The following is a 19,798-nucleotide window of genomic DNA, read 5'->3' as shown; positions in this document are numbered from 1 at the left end:
CGCTGAGACCACCCGCTGGCTACCCGCGCAGGCCCGCGCGCCTCATCAGCTCGGCGGCCGGCAGCACGGTCGCCTCGGCCGCCGTCAGCCCGGTGGCCTCCAGAATCTGGTCGACGAGCCGCAGCCCCACCGCATATCCCGCCATGTCAGGAATGTCGCGCGGCTCCTGCCCGAAGTTGCGCGTCGCGCTGTCGCCCAGCACGTACGCCGGCGTGTTCTGCATCCCGGCGAGGTCGAAGGCCGCCATGATCTTCTCGTACGCCAGGTCGTACCTCTCCCCGGTCACCATCGACGACCACGGCCCCATCGCCTGCGCCCCCGACAGCTCCCGCACGAACGCCTCGGCCAGCCCTTCCGCCAGCACGTGCTCGCCGACGGTCACGGTGACCGGGTTCCACTCGACGCTGGTGTAGCGCACGCCGTGGTGGAACTCGTGCACCGCGAGGTGCCCGATCTTCCCGATCACCTCGTCGGACGGCCAGGCCAGCAGGTAGATCATGCCCGGCGCGCCACCCATGCCGTAGTAGCCGCCGGCCGTCGTCATGAGGTGCTCGTTGTCGGGGTTGCCCATGACGAACCACACCTCCAGCGTCTCGCCCTGCTTGGCCCCGGACAGCCGTTCCGAGGCGCGGGTCAGCTCACGCCGCACCTGGCCCAGCACGTCGGCCTCGATCATGCGCTCGACGGCGGGCAGGTAGCGCGGATCGTCGGCGTCGACCCGGAAGCCGCCGCCGTTGTGGTGGATGTCGACGATGTCGCCCGGCATCGGGATCGCGTCGCGCAGCGGCGCCAGCACCTCCCGCAGCGCGTCCGGCCGCCGGTCGAGCGGCCCGCGCAACATCCCGGCCATCGGCGTCAACGTGTCATGAATGATGAACTCCATGGCGCAGGACCCTAAAGTCTCACGTTACGTGAGGGTCAAACGCGTTACCGGCCCCGACGCGTCAGAGCTCCGGCTCTTCGCCGCTCTCGTCGCCCGGCGACTCTCCCGGGGTGCCCGGCCCGGTCCTGCTGGGCTCGGGTGACTGCGACGGCGAGGGCTGCGGTTCTGGAGTCTCCGGCGTCGGCGGCGGCGTCGGCACGAACACCGTCGGCGGCAGCTGCCTGGGCTGCGGCTCGCTGTCCTGCCGGCCGAGCACCAGCAGCAGGAGGATGGCCGTCACCAGGAGCAGCAGCAGCACCAGGGCCAGTGCGGCCATCAGCACCCGCTTGCGCGTCTCGGTCAGCGGCCTGCGCCGCCGGGTCAGCCGGGGCAGCGCCGGCGCGCGGTCGGTCAGCCAGTACGGTACGAAGTCCGGCCCGTGAGCCTCCCCGATGAGCGTCCCGCCCACCATCACCGGCTCCAGGAACCGTTCCGCCCCCGGCCGGCCAGGCGCGTACGGCACCGCCACCCACGGCGCCCGCCCGCCGTCCATGTCGAGCACCTCGGGGGCGCCCTCCAGCACCGCGGCCCGCGGCCGGCCCGCCCGCCCGAGCCATCCGCGCATCCCGGACGGCCGGCTCTCGCCCGCGTCCTTGATGGCCGTCACGAACCGGTCGCGCGCGGCGGCGTCGAGCGCGGCGCCTCTGGTGAGCACCGCCAGCGACACGGCGCGCCCGTCGGGCGCCTGGCCCAGGTACACGAAGCCGGCCGGCGCCGTCTGCAGGCGCGCCCGCACCAGGTAGGGCCCCAGCCGGGGTGGATCGCCGTACTGCAGGGGACTTGCCACGTTTGCCATGAAAGCACAGACGTGGCGTCGTGCGAGTTTGCGGCACGTTTGGTGGAATGGGGCTCATGAGCGTCGCCGAAGAGTTGCCGGGCGGAAACGACGCGGCACTGCTGCGTCAGAGTCTCGACGAGGTCCGGCGTGTCATCGTCGGACAGGACCACATGGTCGAAAGACTCATCGTGGCCCTGCTGGCCCGCGGGCACTGCCTGCTGGAAGGAGTCCCCGGCGTCGCCAAGACCCTCGCCGCGTCCACGCTGGCCACCGTCGTGGGCGGCACGTTCGCCCGCATCCAGTTCACCCCCGACCTCGTGCCGAGCGACATCATCGGCACCCGCGTCTTCCACCCCTCCAACGAGAAGTTCGACGTCGAGCTCGGTCCCGTGTTCGTCAACTTCCTCCTGGCCGACGAGATCAACCGCGCCCCCGCCAAGGTCCAGTCCGCGCTGCTGGAGGTCATGGCCGAGCGCCAGGTCACCCTGGCCGGCGTCACCCACCCGCTGCCCAAGCCGTTCATCGTGCTGGCCACCCAGAACCCCATCGAGTCCGAGGGCGTCTATCCCCTGCCCGAGGTGCAGCGCGACCGCTTCCTCTTCCGGGTGCGGGTGCCCCACCCCACCGCCCACGAGGAGCTGGAGATCCTGCACCGGATGAGCGTCACCCCGCCCGTCCCCGACCGGGTGCTCGACCCCGCCAAGCTGCTGACGCTGCAGAAGGCCGCCGAGGACGTCTCGGTCCACCAGCTCGTCGCCGACTACGTGGTACGCCTGGTCATGTCCACCCGCTCCCCCGGCGAGTACGGCCTCGACGAGCTGGCCGACACCATCGAGATCGGCGTCAGCCCCCGCGCCACGCTGGGCCTGGTCTCCGCCGGGCGGGCGCTGGCCCTGCTGCGGGGCCGCGACTACCTGCTGCCCGACGACGTGCGCGACGTGGCCGTGGACGTCATGTCGCACCGGCTGATGCTCACCTTCGACGCCCTGGCGGACGGCGTCGACCCCGAGCAGGTCGTCCGGCAGATCCTGCACGCCGTGCCCCCGCCCGTCGTCGTCTGGAACCAGAACCGGTGACCCGGTGAACACCGCCGAGCAGGCGCTGCGCCGGCTGGAGCTGACCGTCACCCGGCGGCTCGACGGGCTGCTGCACGGCGCGCACCAGGGGCTGCTGCCCGGCACCGGCAGCGAGGCCGGCGACAGCCGCGTCTACGTGCCCGGCGAGGACGACGTGCGCCGCATGGACTGGGCCGTCACCGCCCGCACCACCATCCCCCACGTACGCGACCTGATCGCCGATCGCGAGCTGGAGACGTGGGCGCTGGCCGACCTGTCGCCCAGCATGGACTTCGGCACCGCCGACACCGACAAGCGCGACCTGGTGGTGGCGGCGATCGGCGCGATCGGGTTCCTGTCCAGCAGGATGGGCGACCGGTTCGGCGCGCTGGTGATCCACGACGAGTACATTCACCGCATGCCCGCCCGCACCGGCCGGCCCGCCCTGTACGGGCTGCTCCACTCCCTCATGGACGCCCCCCGCGGCCGGATCGTGCCGGACCCGCCCGACCTGGCCGAGGGCATCGAGGTGCTGTCGGCCAGCCGCAGGCGGCGCGGCATGCGGCTGATCGTCTCCGACTTCCTCGACGCCCGCCCCGACCTCGACCCCGACGCCGAACGCCCGTGGGAGCGCCCCATCAGGCGTCTGGCGGCCCGCCACCAGGTGCTGGCCGTCGAGGTGATCGACCCGCGCGAGCTGGAGCTGCCCGACGTGGGCCGGGTCGCGTTCGCCGACCCCGAGACCGGGAACGTACGCGAAGTGCATCTTTCACCCAAAATTCGGCAAGCGTATGCCGAAGCGGCAGCCCAGCAACGCGAGGGCACCCGCCGGGCGCTGCGCCGTGCCGGCATCGCCCACCTCGTGCTGCGCACCGACCGCGACTGGGTGTTCGACGTGGCACAGTTCGTCCTGCGCCAGCGCCGCATGAGCCACCTGGCCCACCGGAGACCGGTGTGAGCGAGCGAAACGAGGAGACCATCACCGACGCTATCGTGGTCACAAGGCCCGGGAAGGAGGCCTGGTGAGCTTTCTCGCCCCTGCCTGGCTGTGGTTGTTCGTGCTGGTGCTGCTGCTGGTCGCCGGCTATGTCGTGGCGCAGTTCGCCCGCCGCCGCTACACCGTGCGCTTCACCAACCTGGCGCTGCTCAACCTCGTCGCCCCCGCCGGGCCAGGCTGGCGCCGGCACGTGGCGCCCGCGCTGTTCCTGGTCATGATGTCGCTCCTGGTCGTCGGGGCGGCGAAACCCGCCGGCGAGGTACGCGTGCCGCGCGACCGCGCCACCATCATGATCGCCCTCGACGTGTCGCTGTCGATGGACGCCGACGACGTCGACCCCGACAGGATCAGCGCCGCCAAGGCGGCCGCGCAGTCGTTCGCCAAGGAGCTGCCCGACCGCTTCAACGTCGGCGTGGTCTCCTTCGCCCGATCCGCCAACGTGGTCATCTCCCCCACCACCGACCACCAGGCCGTGATCACCGCCATCGGCAACCTCACCACCCGGCCGGGCACCGCGATCGGCGAGGCCGTCTTCAACTCCCTCGAGTCGGTGCGCTCGTTCGACCAGCAGGCCGCCACCGACCCGCCGCCGTCCGCCGTCGTGCTGCTGTCCGACGGCGACAACACCTCCGGCCGGTCCGTCAACGAGGCCATCGAGGCGGCCCAGCAGGCCGGCGTGCCGGTCTCCACGATCGCGTACGGCACCCAGGAGGGCACCGTCAACATCGACGGCAGGCCGGTGAACGTGCCGGTCAACAAGCAGACCCTGCAGTCGTTGTCCGACGGCACCAGCGGCCGCGCCTACACCGCCGAGTCCGGCTCCGAGCTGCGCGAGGTCTACGAGCAGATCGGCACCTCGCTCGGCTACAAGCTGGTCAACCAGGAGATCACCCAGTGGTTCATCGTGGCCGCCATCATGGCCGGGCTGCTGGTGGCGGGAGCGGCTGTGCTGTTCGGCACCAGGATCCCGTAACGTTCTGCCCCGTGGCCCACTACTTCTCCGACCAGCCGAAGAGCGCGAGCAGGCCGGGCTCGGTCGACCTGGTCCTGCCCGACCTGCACCTGCGGCTGGAGACCGACAGCGGCGTGTTCTCGCCCGAGCGGGTCGACCTCGGCACGCGCGTGCTGCTGGAGAGCGTCCCGCCGCCGCCGCAGGAGGGCGACCTGCTCGATCTGGGCTGCGGCTACGGCCCCGTCGCGCTGACCATGGCGTCGCGGGCGCCGCGGGCGACGGTGTGGGCCGTCGACGTGAACCGGCGGAGCCTGGAGCTGACCGCGCGCAATGCCGAGGCCGCCCGCCTTTACAAAGTAAGATCAGTGCATGCGGACGACGTGCCGGACGACGTGAGGTTCCGCGCCATCTGGTCCAATCCCGCGATCCGCATCGGCAAGCAGGCCCTGCACGACATGCTCACCAGGTGGCTGACCCGGCTGACGCCCGACGGTGTGGCCTACCTGGTCGTCCAGAAACACCTCGGCTCCGATTCCCTGCAGCGCTGGCTCGGCGAGCAGGGCTGGCAGGCCTCCCGCGAGGCCAGCCGAGCCGCCTACCGCATCCTGAAGGTGACCCGATGAGAAGGCAGTTGCGCCCCACCGACGTCAAGCGGCTCAACCGCACCTGGCGCAGGAACACCCACAACCGCCTCGGCCTGATCGTCGAGTCGGTCACCGGCCCGTTCAACATCGGCTCGATCTTCCGCAGCGCCGCCGCCTTCGGCGTCGACGAGATCTGGCTCGCCGGCAACGCGACCCCGCCGACCAATCCCAAGGCGGGCAAGACCGCGCTGGGCACCGAGCGGCTCGTCACCTGGCACGAGGCGATGCCGGCCACCGAGGCGGTCAAGGCCGCGCGCGAAGAGGGCTACACGGTGCTGGCCGTCGAACTGACCGCCGACGCCGTGCCCCTGCACCGGGCGGAGCTCGGCCGCGACGTGTGCCTGGTGGTCGGCAGCGAGGACCACGGCTGCTCCCCCGCCCTGCTCGACGCCGCCGACGGCGCCTGCTACATCCCCCAGGTCGGCCGGGTGGGCTCGTTCAACGTCGCGGTGGCCACGGCCATCGCCCTGGCCGAGGTTCGCCGCCAGGAATGGGAGAATCTCCCCGAATCGTAATCCGCGCCGTTCTCCCAGAAGGGCATACTTCAGGACGTGCTCAGCCGCCGTTTCGCCTTTCTCGACCACCCGGGCCCGCTGGCCTTCGCCCACCGCGGCGGAGCGGCGGAGAACGCGGAGAACTCCGCCGCCGCGTTCGAGCGGGCGGTCGGCCTCGGATACACCCATCTGGAGACCGACGCCCACGCCACCGCCGACGGCGTGCTGCTCGCCTTCCACGACCACACGCTCGACCGCGTGACCGACCGGCGGGGCCGCATCTCCGAGCTCCCCTACCGGGAGGTCAAGCGGGCCCGCATCGACGGCGTGCACGAGATCCCGCTGCTGGAAGACCTCCTGGGCACCTGGCCGGAGATCCGTTTCAACATCGACGTCAAGGAGCCGGCCGCCATCGCCCCGCTCGCCGCGGCGATCCGGCGCACCAACGCCTACGACCGGATCTGCCTGACCTCCTTCTCCGACGAGCGCCTGGCCCTGGCCAGGGCGGCGCTGGGCAGGGAGGTGTGCTCGGCGCTCGGCCCTCGTGGCGTCGCCGCGCTGCGTGCCGCCGCCGCGACCTCCGGCTACGGGCGGCTGCTCGCCCGCCTGTCCCGCGCCGGGGTGCCGTGCGCGCAGGTGCCGGCGGGCTTCCGCGGGCTGCGCGTCACGACCCGGGCGCTGGTCCGCACGGCGCACGCCATCGGCATGCAGGTGCACGTGTGGACCGTCAACGACACCGCCCGGATGGAGCACCTGCTCGACCTCGGCGTCGACGGCATCATGACCGACAACGTCACCGGCCTGCGCGACGTCCTCCAGCGTCGCGGCCAGTGGCACCCCGGCCGGCTGGCCGCCTGAGAGCGACGCACCCCCCGCCCTGCCCTCATAGGAGCGACACGACACCATGCCCGCACCCCCACCCCCCGGGGCCCTCGACGACTCCCCCGCAGCCCGCCGGCGCGAGCAGCGCGGCTGGTACCTCTACGACTGGGCCAACTCCGCCTTCTACACCACGATCATCTCGGTCTTCCTCGGCCCTTACCTCATCCCGGTCGCCAAGACCGCCGCCTGCGCCCAGGACTTCCCCGGCATGGCCTCCGGCCAGTGCGTGGCCGCCTTCGACGACCTGGTGATCGCCAACCCCGGGCTGGGATACGTCGACGTGCTCGGCGCCGACATCAGGCCGGCCGCGTTCTTCGGGCTGATCATGACGGTCGCGGTGCTGCTGCAGATCGTGTTCCTGCCCATCGTGGGCGCGCTGGCCGACCACACCGGCCGCAAGCGGGAGATGCTCGGCGGCTTCGCCTACGTCGGCGCGCTGGCCACCATGGGCCTGTACTTCGTCGAGGGCGACCGCTACATGCTCGGCGGCGTGCTGTTCGTCGTGGCCAACCTGGCCTACGGCTCCTCGGTCGTGGTCTACGACTCGTTCCTGCCGCAGATCTCCACCCCGGCCGAACGCGACACGGTCTCCTCGCGCGGCTGGGCCGTCGGCTATCTCGGCGGCGGCCTGCTGCTGGCCCTCAACCTGGTGCTCTACCTGCAGCACGAGAGCCTGGGGCTGGCCGAGGGCATGGCGGTGCGCATCAGCATGATGTCGGCCGGGCTGTGGTGGGCCATCTTCACCGTCGTCCCGCTGCTGCGGCTGCGCAACCGGCCGGTTCCCGCGCACGAGACCACGGCGCTGCGCTCGGCCGGAGGCAGCTTCCGCCAGCTCGGCCGCACGCTGGCCGAGCTGCGCCGCTACCCGCTGACGCTGCTGTTCCTGGTGGCCTACCTCGTCTACAACGACGGCGTGCAGACGGTCATCGGCAACAGCGCGGCCTTCGCCTCCGAGGCTCTCAAGCTGGACAAGACCGTGCAGATCAGCGCGATCCTGATGGTGCAGTTCGTGGCGTTCTTCGGCGCGCTGCTGCTCGGGCGGCTGGCGGGCGTCTTCGGCACCAAGCGCACGGTGCTGGCCAGCCTGGTGGTGTGGACCGCGATCGTGGTGGTGGCCATGTTCGTCGGCGAGAGGCAGGCCCTGCAGTTCTACCTGATGGCGTTCGCGATCGCGATCGTGCTCGGCGGCACCCAGGCGCTGTCGCGCTCGCTGTTCTCGCAGGTGATCCCGAAGGGGCGCGAGGCCGAATACTTCAGCCTGCTGCAGATCAGCGACAAGGGCTCGGCGTTCATCGGCTCGCTGACGGTGACGGTGGCGCTGCAGCTCACCAACAGTTACCGCATCGCCATCGTCTCCATGATCATCTTTTTCGTGCTCGGTTTCGTGCTCCTGGCCCTGACCAACCTGCCCAAGGCCATCCGCGCCGCGGGCAACGAGGTGCCCGAGCGCATCTGAGCGCTCAGCCGGCGCCCCCTCCGGCGCCGCCGGAGATCCGAGTGCCGACGAGCATCGTGCCCGGCCCCTGGGACGCTCCAGGGCCGGGCACGGCCGTCACCGTGCCGGCCGTGACCTCCCCGCCGCAGTGCGGGCAGGTGACCACGGGCGTGAAACGTTCGCCGCAGGAGTGCACCAGCAGCGCCGGCGGGCCACCCGGCGGAGTGGACCAGCGATCTCCCCAGGCCATCAGGGTCGTCAGGGCGGGCACGATGTCACGGCCCGCCTCCGTGAGGACGTACTCGTGGCGCACCGGCCGCTCCTGGTAGGGACGCTTCTCCACCACCCCCGCCGCCACCAGGCGCGCCAGCCGGCCGGCCAGGAGGTTGCGGGAGATGCCCAGATCCTCCGCCAGATCGTCGAACCTGCGCAGCCCGAGAAACAGGTCACGCAGGATCAGCGGCGTCCATGGCTCGCCGACCACTCCGACGGCCTGGGCGATGGAGCAGTGCATCTCACCGAACCTGTTCATGGACCCAGGATAGTTGGTTGATAAAGTGAACCCATGTCAGTTCATATTCAGGACTCACCCGCCGCCGCCTATCGCCGGGCCGGCGAGGCACACGACCTCGACGCGCTCATGACCACGCTCGCCGCCGACGTGACCCTGCACTCCCCGCTCAGCGCCGGCGCCACCTTCGAGGGCAAGGAGCAGGTGGGGGAGCTGTTCTCCGTCGTGCTGAGCGTCCTGTCCGGCATGCGCTACCACAGCGACATCGGCGACGACCGGACCCGCGCACTGACCGCCACCGCCCGCCTGGGAAGCCTGGAGGTCCACGAGGCCGCCATCGTCGAGGTGGACGGCGACGGGCTGGTCAGCGACATCACCCTGTTCGTCCGGCCGCTGCCCGCCTTGACCGCGCTGATGGGCGCGCTGGGCCCCGGCATGGCCCGCGCGTCCGGCCGGCCGGGTCTGGCGCTGCTCGTCGGCGCCGCCGTCAGGCCGCTGGCGGCGATGACCCGGCTGGGTGACAGGACGCTGGTGCCGCTGGTGACCCGGCGAGACAGAAGGTAGGCGATCTTATTCGAGAGCAGTGCTCTTGACATGGGCCGCATCAATAGAGAGCATTGCTCTCATGAAAGAGCGGCGCACATTTCAAGGAGCACCGATGTCTCCCAAGCCGGTCGCCGCGGCGTTCGCCGCGGCAGGGATCCTCTTCTTCCTCTATCCCGCGATCCGCCCCTCGGGCGACGACGCCGCGGCCATGGCCTCCTCCGCCTGGGTCGCCGGGCACTCCGCCGCGATGGCCGGGTTCGTCCTGCTCGGCCTGGCGGTGCTCGGGCTGCACCGGGTGCTGGGCGACCGGCTGTCGCTGCGGGCCGCGGCGGTGACCTGGGCGGGCGCGGGCCTGACACTCCCCTACTACGGCGCGGAGACGTTCGGGCTCAACGTGATCGCCCAGCGCTCCCTGCGCGACCAGGCGCCCGCGCTGACGGAGCTGGCGGCGGAGTTCAGGTTCGGGGCCGTCCCCGTCAGCATGTTCGCGGCCGGGCTCGTCCTGCTCGCCGCCGGCACCGTGATGGCCGCGGTGTCCGTCCGGCGGTCAGGAACGCTGCCCAGGTGGAGCGGGACGGTGTGGGCACTGGGTTTCGTGCTGTTCATCCCGCAGTTCTTCGGGCCGTACCCGCTGCGCATCGCGCATGGCGCCCTCATCATGGCCGGCGCGCTGTGGCTCGCGGCGGCGATCGTGAGCGGGCGCCGCGGGAAAGCGGTCACGGGCCGATCAACCGCCTGAAACGCGGTGCGTACGCGCTGAGCTGGCCCGGAACCCCCGAACCCCCCGGTCAGGAGAGCCGCGGACGGGACCCGCAGGAAGAACCGAGGCCCCAAGCGCGATTGGATCACCCCTCGGGTGGGAATCCCATCACGGTACCAAGCGTTAGACACCGTGGGAGACAGACCCCCCACGCATGGGGGCCCTGTAGGAGGCATTTAAACATGGGCGAGCGCGCGCTTCGTGGCACCCGGCTCGGGGCAACCAGCTACGAGAACGACCGTAACACGGATCTGGCCCCACGCCAGGAGGTGTCCTACACCTGTCCTAAGGGGCATCGCTTCGAGGTTCCGCTTGCCGCCGAGGCTGAGATCCCCGCGACGTGGGAGTGCCGCATGTGCGGTGTGACCGCCGTTCGCGTGGACGGCGAGCAGCCGGAATCGAAGAAGACCAAACCGCCGCGGACACACTGGGACATGCTCCTGGAGCGGCGATCCATCGAAGATCTCGAGGAGGTGCTCAACGAGCGGCTCGCCGTGTTGCGAGCCCAGCGTCGTAAGAGCGCCTGATCTCCTCTCACGGTGAAACCCCCGGGCGGCGCCCGGGGGTTTTCTCGCGCGGGAACGTCAGGATTCGCGGTCTTCCCTGATCACCTCGCCGTGCACCACCCGGGCGCCCTTCGGCGCGCCCTCATCGGGAGAGGCGGCGCCGGGGAAGTCACCACCCGGCGGGAACATGCCGGCGTAGGGGGAGGCGGCGGCCATGCGCTTCACCCTGCGTTCGAAGAACGACGAGCCCAGGCGGCGCATCAGCGGCCGGGTCACCGGCAGGACGCACGCCAGCCCGAGAACGTCGGAGACGAAGCCCGGCACCAGCAGCAGCCCGCCGCCCACCAGGATCAGGCCGCTGTCGGCCAGCTCGCGCTCGGGCATGCGCCCGGTCTGCATCGACTCCTGAAGGACACGCCAGGCCCTGCGTCCCTCGCGGCGCATCAGCCAGGCCCCCAGCAGGCTGCCGCCGATGAGCAGGGCCACGGTCGCCGGCCCGCCGATCGCGGCCCCGACCTGGAACATCAGCCAGATCTCCAGGACGGGGAAGAGCAGGAAGGGCAGGAAGAGCAGGAGCCGCATCGTTTCCTCGTTTCCACACGCGCGTACAGCAGGAACAACGCGCGGCGCGGCCGAACCGTTCCGCCCGGCGGCGGATCGCAGACGGTCGGCGCGTTCCAGACGGCCCACGCCGCGCACACGGTGGTCCTGCCGGGGTCGTCGGGCTCGATCCGCCGCGAGGCGCCACCCGGACCAGGCGCGGCCATGCGCCGCCGCGTCCCGAGCTCGCGGATCCTCGCCCTAGCCGTGGCCTCGCCTGCCGCGCAGGCGTTTGGGCAGGCCCGTGACACCCCACAGCCCGATCCGCCACAACGCCTCGGACATGACCTTGCCGCTCATCTTGCTCTTGCCGACCGTACGCTCCACGAACGTGATCGGCACCTCGACCACCCGCAGCCCGTGCCGTGACGTACGCAGCGTCAGGTCGACCTGGAAGCAGTAGCCCTGCGACTCCACCCCCGCCAGCCCCACCTTGTCCAGCGTGGCCGAGCGGTAGGCGCGGAACCCGGCGGTCGCGTCGCGCACGGGCAGGCCGAGCATGACCCGCGTGTAGATGTTGGCGCCCTTGGACAACATCTCGCGCCGGTGCGGCCAGTTGACCACCTTGCCGCCGGGCACGTAGCGGGAGCCGATCGCCAGGTCCGCCCCGTCGGCCAGCGCCTCCAGCAGCTTGGGCAACTCCTCCGGCTGGTGGGAGCCGTCGGCGTCCATCTCGACCAGCACGTCGTAGCCTTCGTCCAGGCCCCACCGGAACCCGGCGATGTACGCGGCGCCGAGGCCCTGCTTGCCGGGCCGGTGCAGGACGTGCACGTGGTCGTCGCCGGCGGCCAGCCCGTCGGCGATCTCGCCGGTGCCGTCAGGGCTGTTGTCGTCGGCCACGAGCACGTGGGCCACCGGCACCGCGGCCCGCAGCCGCTCGACGATCTTGGGAAGGTTGTCGCGCTCGTTGTATGTCGGCACGACGACGAGCACCCGGCCGAGAGTCTCCATGTCAGTCGTTCCTCATCCGGTCTTCTCGCCGCCTGCCACGCCACGCGACGACTCCGGCCGCCGCCGCTCCCATCATCATCAATGCCCACTCAGGAAACGCCCCCACCCTGGTTGCAAGCGTTTTCTCAGTGCGTACGGGCACCGTGACCACGTTCATGTCCGCGACCAGCTCGCGGGTCTGCCAGGAGACCTTACCGTCAGGCGTGACGAACGCGGAGATCCCCGTGGTGGCCGCGGTCACGACGGCCCTGTTGTGCTCCACCGCCCGCAGCTTCGACATCGCCAGCTGCTGCGGCGGCAGGTTGGACAGGGCGTAGCTGGCGTTGTTGGTCTGCACCACGAGAGGGGTGCCCCCGGCACGCACGGTCTCGCGCACGGTGCCGTCGTAGGCCACCTCGTAACAGTTGACCGCGCCGATCGTCACGGGCCCCATCCGCAGGTCGCCAGGCTTGTCGCCCGGCACCGACTGGCGGCCCACCAGGCCGGCCCGCTCCCACAGGGCCAGCACGATCTCCTTGAGCGGCGTGAACTCCCCGAACGGCACCAGGTGCTGCTTGTCGTAATAGTCGCCCGCGCCGGTCACCGGGTCCCACACGAGGCTGCGGGTGGCGCGGTGCTCGTCGCCGATCGCCACGACCGCGCCGACGAGCGTGGGAACCCCGACGTCCCGAACGGAGTCGTGGATGGTCTCCCGGGCGAACTGGTCGCGGTAGGGGTCGATGTCGGTGGAGTTCTCCGGCAGGACGACCAGGTCGGGCTTGGGGAGCTTGCCCTCGCGTACGGCCTGGGCCAGGCGCTTGGTCTCGTTCGCGTGGTTGCGCAGGACGACGGCGGGCTCGTCGCCGAGCACGTTCATGCCCCGGCCGGGCACGTTGCCCTGCACGATGCCGATGTTGACCGTACGGCCCTCGTCGCCGGGCCTCGGCACGGCCAGGCTCAGCACGGGCACGGCCAGGGCCAGCGCCACGGGAGCCGCCCTGCGCCAGAGCGCGCGCCCGCCGCGCGACAGGAAGGCGCGGGCCAGCAGGGCGCCGCACAACACGACGGCGAACGACACCAGCGGCACGCCGCCCAGCGCCGCGTAGGTCGTGAACAGCGACTCTCCCTGGCTGAAACCCACCCGCGCCCACGGGAACCCGCCGAAGGGCACCAGGCCGCGCAGCCACTCCATGGCCACCCACAGGCCGCCGAACCACACCGGCCAGCCCGGCAGGCGGAACACGAGCGCCGCCGCGGCGGCCATGGCGGCGTAGAAGAGGCTCTCCGCGCCGACGAGCATGAGCCAGACGTCGTCGCCGATCGTGCGCACCCACGCCACGCCGGGGAACAGGAACGCCGCGGCGCCCACGTAGCCGAGCCAGGCGGCCCTTCCGGGGCGGGTGCCGTGGAGGGAGGCGACGATCAAGGCGATGCCCAGCGGGGCCAGCCACCACCAGTCGAGCGGCGGGAAGGCGGCGAACAGCGCCAGCCCGCCGGCCACGGCCGCCGCGACCCTGGCCGCCAGCACGCGCCGCGGCTCGCGTCCCGGCCCGCCGGCGGCCTTGGGACCACGCACGTCCTGGCTCGCCTCGGACGCGGGCGCGGGCGCGGGCTCAAGCCCGGGCCCGGACCCGGCCGGGGACGGGGACGTCGGGCCAGGCCCGGACCCGGACCCAGACCCAGGCTCGGACTCCGGCCCGGACCCGGACCCAGACCCAGACCCAGGCTCGGAGGTGGGCGCGGGCTGGGATTTCGGCTCGGGTCCGGACCGCGACTCGGACGTGGGCTCGGGTCCGGGCAGGTCCGGTGCGGCGGCCGGGCCAGAGGGCGCCGCCGCGGCGGCCTGGGGCGACGCGGCGGCAGGGGCGTGACCACCGCCAGGGGTCGAGTCGCGCCCGGGTGTGGGCGGTAGGCTCGCTCTGTCCTGAACCACTCCGGGGTCTCCTCCGCCGTCATCGCACGCCTGCTTGCGAAAACGCTACCGTCCCACAGCCCCACTTCATGCAGCGCGGCGCGGGGAGATCGAAAAAAGGCGGGCGGTCGCGGCAGGGTGATCCCGCGGGTGACGGGACCACCCATGCGCACGGCGGTCCTGCGCACGAGAACGGGAAGAGGGCCCGGAAACCCTTCGGACCGGACCCGTCTCGTCGGCGGCGAGCGCGGAATTCCGTTGTCTACTGGGCTCCCGGGCCCGTCCCGGGTCCAACCCCCCGCCCGGTTGGGGTGCCCCGACTCGACGGACCGACGGCCCTGCACCTGGCTGTGTGGACGAAGTCACACTCCGTCACGGACGCAGGATCCGGCGATGTCAGAGACGGCCAACCGGCCAAGTCCCGTGCTGGACTGCGCAGCAAACTACCGACTCCACCTCAGATGTCAACCGTGTCCCGATCAGCAGAAACATCAAGTTTTCGCAGGTGGTACATGATCGGCGGCCCGCGGTAAAGCGGATCAAAGCCCTTTTGCGGGCGCCTGCGAGCGGCCGGGCAAGCCCCTCAGCGCCTCGGAGAGCGGCTGCTCGTGCACGACACCGAGCCGTTGCGTGGCACGGGTGAGAGCAACATACAGGTCGCTCGGCCCTCGTGGCGACTGGGCGGCGATGACGTCGGGCTCGGCCACGACGACCGAGTCGAACTCCAGCCCCTTCGCGTCCGTCACCCCCATCACGGCCACCGGCGCGTCGAGCGCCTCCGCGCCCTTCGCCCGGCCCGCACCCGGCGCCACCACCACGGTGCCGGCCACGGCCGCGGCGACCTCGGCGCCGAGCGTGCCGAGCAACCTGTCGGGCACCACCACGGCCACCTTGCCGCCCTCTCCCACCTCGGCCTTGACCAGCTCGGCCAGCGCGGAGAGCGGCGCGGACCAGGGTTGCACGCCCAGCTCGCGGACGGACACCGGGGCCTCGAGCGCGGGGTCGACGGTGGCCAGGACGCGCGCCGCGACCGCCATCAGCTCCACCGGCGTGCGGTAGTTGACGGTCAGCCGCTCCTGGCGCCAGCGCCCGGCCACGTACGGGTCGAGCACCTCCGCCCAGGAGCGCGCGCCGGCCACCGAGCCGGTCTGCGCGATGTCGCCGACGATCGTCATCGAACGCGTGGGGCAGCGCCGCATGACGGCCCGCCAGGCCATCGGCGAGAGTTCCTGGGCCTCGTCCACGATCACGTGCCCGTAGGCCCAGGTGCGGTCGGCGGCGGCGCGCTCGGCGGTGGTGAGGAGGGGGCCGTCGCCACGCTGGCGTTCGGCGAGGCGCTCGGCCTCCATGACGTCGGACAGGCCCGTCAGCTCCAGGACCTCGCGGGCGTAGGCGAGCTCGGCCTCGCGCTCGCTCTCCTCGGCCTGCCTGGCGGCGGCCAGCTCCTCCTCCGCCTGCATGGCGCTGGCGCGCAGCACCTGCTCGTCGATGTCGCCGAGCAGGTCGGCCGCCTCGTCGAGCAGCGGCACGTCGGACTCGGTCCACGCGCCGCCGTCCCGGCGCAGCAGCGCGCGCTCGCCGGGGGCGAGGGAGGAGGCCGCGTACTCCAGGCGCTCGGGCGAGCCGTACAGGCCGAGCAGGAGGCGCTGCGGGGTGAGGTACGGCCACAGCCGGTTGAGCGCGGACTTGACGACCGGCTCGGTGCGCAGCTCCTCGCGCATGTCGGCCAGGTCGTCCTCGTCGATGAGCCCCTTGCCGATCTTGCGGGCCTGCTGCCGGGCCAGCGCGTTGAGCAGCGACCTGACGAACACGGCCCGGGCCTGGTTGTGCGGGCGGCGCGAGCGGGTCGCCTTGTTCCTGGCCGCGTCGAGCATGGCGCGGTCGATGGTGAGGGTGAGGCGGCCGAGGGTGAGCTCGACGGGCCGGCGCGGCACCCGCTGCCGGTCGCGTACGGCCTTGGCGATCACCGCGGCCATCCGCGCGTCCCCCTTCAGCGCCGCCACCTCGGCCCGCTCGCGGGCGGTGGCGGTGACGCCGGGATAGAGCTCGCCGACCGTGGACAGCAGCACGTCGTTCTCGCCGAGCGAGGGCAGGACCTGCTCGATGTAGCGCAGGAACGTGAGGTTGGGCCCGAGGATGAGCACGCCCCTGCGCTCCAGCCGCTCCCTGTGCGTGTAGAGCAGGTACGCGGCGCGGTGCAGGGCCACCACGGTCTTGCCGGTCCCGGGGCCGCCCTGCACGACCAGGACCCCGTTCAGGTCGCCGCGGATGACGCGGTCCTGCTCGGACTGGATGGTGGCCACGATGTCGCGCATGCGGCCCGTGCGCCGCTCGTCCAGCGCGGCCAGCAGGGCCGCCTCGCCGTTGAGCGTGGCGCGGTCGTCGTCGGTGAGCGAGTCGAGGTCGAGCAGGTCGTCGTCGACGCCGACCACCGCGCGGCCCTTGGTCTGCAGGTGGCGGCGCCTGGTCACGCCCATCGGGGCGGCGGGTGTGGCGCGGTAGAACGGCTGTGCGACCGGCGCCCGCCAGTCGATCAGCAGGCGCTGCTGCTCGTCGTCGGTGAGGCCGAGCTTGCCGATGTAGAGGCGGCCCTCCTCGACGTGGTCGAGCCGGCCGAAGACCAGGCCGCGCTCGACCGCCCAGAGCCGGGCGAGCCTCACGGCGTACATCTCGGCGAACGTGTCGCGCTCCGACCTGTTCTGCATCGTGCCGACGGCGCCGCTGGCGAGCACCTCCTTCAGCTGTCGCTGGGTGCGCTCGCGCAGCTCGTCGAGACGGTCGTAGAGGCGGGTGACGTACGCCTGCTCTCTGGCGCGTTCCGTTTGACGCGTTACCGCCTGACCATTAATGTGGTTAATGGGACACTCCGGGCCATTCTGCTTGTTGTTACGACAAACGATGACATTAGCACGCCTGATGCGGCACTCCCATCGCTTCGTCCCGTTCACTGCGACTCTCGGATTATCGGTGATCCGCCGCGTAGCGGATATCCGGACCCGCGCCCGGTCATCCATAGCAGGTGCGGCAGGCGCGCTCACCACACGACACACACGGCGGAAGCCTGGTGTGCCCGGGCGCCCGCTACTGACGGCCCCGGTGGGCGCCGCGGGCCGGGCCCACCGGGGCCGTGCGTGACCTGCGGAGAACGGCGCCCGCCAGGACCGCCGCGCCGGCGGCGGCGTAGGCGGGCGTGCCGGCCTCCGGGGCGAGGTAGGCCACCGCCCCCGCCAGGGGGACGCCGAGCCACTCCCAGCGGCCGTCCAGGGCCACCAGGGCGACGATGAGCAGCGCGTACCACGGATATCCGGGGGTCAGCAGCAGGAACGCCGTGCCGGTGACCGCCAGCGCGCCCCGCCACGGCCGGTCCGGGTCGCCGCGCGTGACGACGTGGAACGTCACCGCCGCCATGACGAGGACAACGGCGGGCACGGCCCAGGAGTCGGGCAGCACCAGCCGCAGCAGCCCGTAGCGGCCGCGCGCCCCGGCCTCGCCGTAACCCTCCTCGGCCACGTACCCGGACAGGTAGCCCAGCACCGAACCCCGCGACACCAGGACGTAGGGCAGGTAGGCGGCGGCCACGACGAGAACGGCGAGCGCCGTCGTCCACACGGCCCGCCGTGCCGCCCGGCCGCTCGACGGCGCACCGGACAGCGCACCCGGCAGCACCACGGCAGGCACCAGCTTGACCGCGATCGCCCCGCCGAGCAGCGCCCCCCGCAAGGAAGGCCTCGCCCGCCCGCCGAGGGCGAGCACCACGGCGGCGACGGCGAGCATGTCGACGTGGGCGTTGTTCACCGCCTCCATGGGAACGGCCGGGCACCACGCCCAGCACGCGGCCCGCCGCGCATCGTTCCCGCGCAGCAGGACCAGCAGCGTGCCCGCGGCCAGCAGCGCACCGGCGACCTGGAGCGGCTTGTGCCGGGCGTCGCCGGGCGACAGCCGGTCCACCACCATGAAGTACGCCTCCGCCAGCGGCGGGTAGATCGTGTGCGCGGACGGCCTGTTGATCCTCGTGCACGCGCCCCCTTCGATCGGGTAGAAGTGCCCCTCCGAGCAGCGGGGGAACAGCCACAGGTCCCGGAGCGAGGCGAGGGCGGGGTCGGCCGGGGCGTGGTCGTAGGGCGAGATGCCGGCCGACTGGACGCGGCCGTCCCAGGCGTAGCGGAAGGAGTCGGTGCTGGTCGCCGGAGGCCCGAGCAGCCCGGTGGCGATCACGGCCAGGCCGCCCGCCAGCACCAGCCTTCCCGCCGCCGGGCCCGGCACGCCGCGCGACGCCCACACCGCGGCTCCGAACAACACCCACGTGATCGCGTACCACCCCACCAGGATGCTGCCGGGGGGCGCTTGGAAGATCCCGGCCAGCACGGCCGCCTGGAGGGCGAGCAGCGCGGCGACGGCCGGGCCCCGCCACTTCCCGCCCGGACCACCACGCCGCTCACCACCACGCGGCGCAACCCCACGCGACGGCCCGCCGTGTGGCGCCCCGACGCGCGGAGGGTCGGCGCGCGGAGGGTCGGCGCGCGGAGGGTCGGCGCGCGGAGGGTCCGCCGCGCGGCGACGGGGGCCCCGCCGTCCGGACTCCCCCATCGCCCGCCTCGCCTTCCCCGCCACGCCCGCGGCGTCTCCCCTGACAGGGACACGTCCACATCATCGGCCACGCTCCCCCGGAAGGCGCCGATCTCCGGCTCCCCTGGCGTGCCTCGCGAGGACCTCAGCGATCCTCCGGCGGGACGGGGTCAGCCGGTGCGTTCCGCCGGGGCTTCGCCGGCCAGTTCGGGGGCGCGGTGCTCGTAGGGGGTGCTCAGCACGACCGTGGTGCGGGTCGAGACGTTGGCCGAGGCCCGGATCTGCTGCAGCAGGTCTTCGAGCGCCACCGGCGAGGCCACGCGGACCTTCAGGATGTAGCTTTCGTCACCCGCCACGCTGTGGCACGCCTCGATGGCCGTCAGGTGCGCCAGCCGGTCCGGGGCGTCGTCGGGGGCGGCGGGGTCGATGGGCTTGATCGACACGAACGCGGTCATCGGCAGCCCGACGGCGTCGTGATCGATGATCGCTGCGTATCCGCGGACGACTCCTCGCTTCTCGAGCCTGCGTACGCGCTGGTGCACGGCCGAGACCGAGAGCCCGGTCTCCCTGGCCAGATCGGTGAAGCTCATGCGGCCGTCGCGGGCCAGCAGCGTGACGATCCGGCGGTCGATTTCCTCCACCGGTCAAAGGTAGCCGGTCATGGTCACGACATGGTCCCGACCGGGGTGACGCCCCTGCGGATGGCGTGCTCCATCAGCGTGATGAGCACCTCCCTGCCGGAGTCGCGCCTGCGGGCGTCGCAGAGCACGATCGGGATGTCCGGCTCCAGGCCGATCGCCGAGCGCACCTCTCCGACGGTGAAGGGCCTGCTGCCGTCGAAGCAGTTGAGCGCCACGACGAACGGCTGGTCGCGCTTCTCGAAATAGTCGACGGAGGGGAAGCAGTCGTCGAGGCGGCGGGTGTCGGCCAGCACCACGGCGCCGAGCGCGCCCACGGCCAGCTCGTCCCAGACGAACCAGAACCGTTCCTGGCCGGGGGTGCCGAACAGGTAGAGCATGTAGTCGTTGCGGATCGTGATGCGGCCGAAGTCCATGGCCACGGTGGTGGTGAGCTTGCGCTCGACGCCCGCGAGGTCGTCGATGTGCGCCCCGATATGGGTGAGCGCCTCTTCCGTGCGCAGGGGCCGGGTCTCGGACACGGCTCCGACCATGGTGGTCTTTCCCGCGCCGAAGCCCCCGGCGATCAGAATCTTGATCGCCGTGGGAAGCCGCCAACGGTCAGTGTGACCGAATTCCATCCAGCACCGCCTGTACCTCTCCCGCGCATGCACAACCCCGCCCCTGTGGT

20 protein-coding genes are annotated in these 19,798 nt (G+C 72.0%); 10 read left to right on the top strand and 10 right to left on the bottom strand.

The features are described from left to right. Positions 1 to 19: 19 nt before the first annotated feature. Both ABGB14_RS19455 and ABGB14_RS19450 read right to left on the bottom strand, forming a co-directional pair. Entirely contained in the window at positions 20 to 883 is an 864-nt protein-coding gene (locus ABGB14_RS19455) for a DUF2268 domain-containing putative Zn-dependent protease (protein ID WP_347645096.1), read from the bottom strand. A 61-nt stretch (positions 884 to 944) separates the two neighbouring features. Next, positions 945 to 1,718: a hypothetical protein gene (locus ABGB14_RS19450; RefSeq protein ID WP_347645095.1), complete on the bottom strand. Its 774-nt coding sequence runs from the start codon at positions 1,716 to 1,718 to the stop codon at positions 945 to 947. A gap of 56 nt (positions 1,719 to 1,774) precedes the next feature. On the opposite strand from ABGB14_RS19450, the gene ABGB14_RS19445 reads away from it, so the two are divergent. The 7 genes from ABGB14_RS19445 (at position 1,775) to ABGB14_RS19415 (ending at position 8,180) form a co-directional block, all read left to right on the top strand. Beyond that, on the top strand, positions 1,775 to 2,776 hold the full coding sequence (locus ABGB14_RS19445) for an AAA family ATPase (protein WP_132599621.1): 1,002 nt from the start codon (positions 1,775 to 1,777) through the stop codon (positions 2,774 to 2,776). A 4-nt stretch (positions 2,777 to 2,780) separates the two neighbouring features. Beyond that, on the top strand, positions 2,781 to 3,713 hold the full coding sequence (locus tag ABGB14_RS19440) for a DUF58 domain-containing protein (protein ID WP_347645094.1): 933 nt from the start codon (positions 2,781 to 2,783) through the stop codon (positions 3,711 to 3,713). Between the two features lie 64 nt (positions 3,714 to 3,777). After that, positions 3,778 to 4,725 carry a VWA domain-containing protein gene (locus tag ABGB14_RS19435; protein ID WP_347645093.1) on the top strand — a complete coding sequence of 316 codons (948 nt, stop codon included), beginning with the start codon at positions 3,778 to 3,780 and terminating at the stop codon, positions 4,723 to 4,725. A gap of 11 nt (positions 4,726 to 4,736) precedes the next feature. Continuing rightward, on the top strand, positions 4,737 to 5,327 hold the full coding sequence (locus ABGB14_RS19430) for a methyltransferase (RefSeq protein ID WP_347645092.1): 591 nt from the start codon (positions 4,737 to 4,739) through the stop codon (positions 5,325 to 5,327). Then, positions 5,324 to 5,863 (top strand): TrmH family RNA methyltransferase, encoded by a 540-nt coding sequence (locus tag ABGB14_RS19425; protein ID WP_347645091.1) that lies wholly within the window; start codon positions 5,324 to 5,326, stop codon positions 5,861 to 5,863. The genes ABGB14_RS19430 and ABGB14_RS19425 overlap by 4 nt, the downstream gene beginning before the upstream one ends. A gap of 36 nt (positions 5,864 to 5,899) precedes the next feature. After that, positions 5,900 to 6,700: a glycerophosphodiester phosphodiesterase family protein gene (locus tag ABGB14_RS19420; protein WP_347645089.1), complete on the top strand. Its 801-nt coding sequence runs from the start codon at positions 5,900 to 5,902 to the stop codon at positions 6,698 to 6,700. 46 nt (positions 6,701 to 6,746) lie between these two features. Beyond that, entirely contained in the window at positions 6,747 to 8,180 is a 1,434-nt protein-coding gene (locus tag ABGB14_RS19415; RefSeq protein WP_347645088.1) for an MFS transporter, read from the top strand. A 4-nt stretch (positions 8,181 to 8,184) separates the two neighbouring features. Here the strand turns inward: ABGB14_RS19415 and ABGB14_RS19410 are convergent, their stop codons facing one another. Further along, the gene (locus tag ABGB14_RS19410; protein WP_347645087.1) at positions 8,185 to 8,691 is read right to left on the bottom strand and encodes a helix-turn-helix domain-containing protein; all 507 of its coding nucleotides are present in this window, start codon (positions 8,689 to 8,691) and stop codon (positions 8,185 to 8,187) included. Positions 8,692 to 8,724: 33 nt separating this feature from the next. On the opposite strand from ABGB14_RS19410, the gene ABGB14_RS19405 reads away from it, so the two are divergent. The 3 genes from ABGB14_RS19405 to ABGB14_RS19395 all read left to right on the top strand — a co-directional run bounded on the left by ABGB14_RS19405 (position 8,725) and on the right by ABGB14_RS19395 (position 10,503). Further along, the gene (locus tag ABGB14_RS19405; protein WP_347645085.1) at positions 8,725 to 9,234 is read left to right on the top strand and encodes a nuclear transport factor 2 family protein; all 510 of its coding nucleotides are present in this window, start codon (positions 8,725 to 8,727) and stop codon (positions 9,232 to 9,234) included. Positions 9,235 to 9,328: 94 nt separating this feature from the next. Continuing rightward, complete coding sequence (locus ABGB14_RS19400; protein ID WP_347645084.1) at positions 9,329 to 9,955, top strand: hypothetical protein; 627 nt, start codon at positions 9,329 to 9,331, stop codon at positions 9,953 to 9,955. A gap of 203 nt (positions 9,956 to 10,158) precedes the next feature. Then, positions 10,159 to 10,503 carry an RNA polymerase-binding protein RbpA gene (locus tag ABGB14_RS19395; protein WP_125637410.1) on the top strand — a complete coding sequence of 115 codons (345 nt, stop codon included), beginning with the start codon at positions 10,159 to 10,161 and terminating at the stop codon, positions 10,501 to 10,503. Between the two features lie 57 nt (positions 10,504 to 10,560). On the opposite strand, the gene ABGB14_RS19390 is transcribed toward ABGB14_RS19395, so the two are convergent. The 7 genes from ABGB14_RS19390 to ABGB14_RS19360 form a co-directional block, all read right to left on the bottom strand. Continuing rightward, complete coding sequence (locus tag ABGB14_RS19390) at positions 10,561 to 11,064, bottom strand: FxsA family protein (RefSeq protein ID WP_347645083.1); 504 nt, start codon at positions 11,062 to 11,064, stop codon at positions 10,561 to 10,563. A 219-nt stretch (positions 11,065 to 11,283) separates the two neighbouring features. Further along, the gene (locus ABGB14_RS19385) at positions 11,284 to 12,033 is read right to left on the bottom strand and encodes a polyprenol monophosphomannose synthase (protein ID WP_347645082.1); all 750 of its coding nucleotides are present in this window, start codon (positions 12,031 to 12,033) and stop codon (positions 11,284 to 11,286) included. Between the two features lies 1 nt (position 12,034). Next, entirely contained in the window at positions 12,035 to 13,588 is a 1,554-nt protein-coding gene (lnt, locus tag ABGB14_RS19380; RefSeq protein ID WP_347645081.1) for an apolipoprotein N-acyltransferase, read from the bottom strand. A gap of 875 nt (positions 13,589 to 14,463) precedes the next feature. Next, positions 14,464 to 16,656, bottom strand: coding sequence for an ATP-binding domain-containing protein (locus tag ABGB14_RS19375; RefSeq protein WP_347645080.1), 2,193 nt, complete (start codon positions 16,654 to 16,656; stop codon positions 14,464 to 14,466). Positions 16,657 to 17,005: 349 nt separating this feature from the next. Further along, positions 17,006 to 18,535, bottom strand: coding sequence for a glycosyltransferase 87 family protein (locus tag ABGB14_RS19370; RefSeq protein ID WP_347645079.1), 1,530 nt, complete (start codon positions 18,533 to 18,535; stop codon positions 17,006 to 17,008). Positions 18,536 to 18,660: 125 nt separating this feature from the next. Continuing rightward, positions 18,661 to 19,131 carry an Lrp/AsnC family transcriptional regulator gene (locus ABGB14_RS19365; RefSeq protein ID WP_347645078.1) on the bottom strand — a complete coding sequence of 157 codons (471 nt, stop codon included), beginning with the start codon at positions 19,129 to 19,131 and terminating at the stop codon, positions 18,661 to 18,663. 23 nt (positions 19,132 to 19,154) lie between these two features. Then, positions 19,155 to 19,748, bottom strand: a complete 594-nt coding sequence (locus ABGB14_RS19360) for an ATP/GTP-binding protein (protein ID WP_347645076.1) — start codon at positions 19,746 to 19,748, stop codon at positions 19,155 to 19,157. Positions 19,749 to 19,798: the final 50 nt, after the last annotated feature.

The sequence above is a fragment of the Nonomuraea sp. B10E15 genome (assembly GCF_039871615.1).
Classification (GTDB): domain Bacteria; phylum Actinomycetota; class Actinomycetes; order Streptosporangiales; family Streptosporangiaceae; genus Nonomuraea.
Note: the sequence above shows the minus strand (reverse complement) of the source record. Positions and strands in the feature narration are given on the sequence as shown.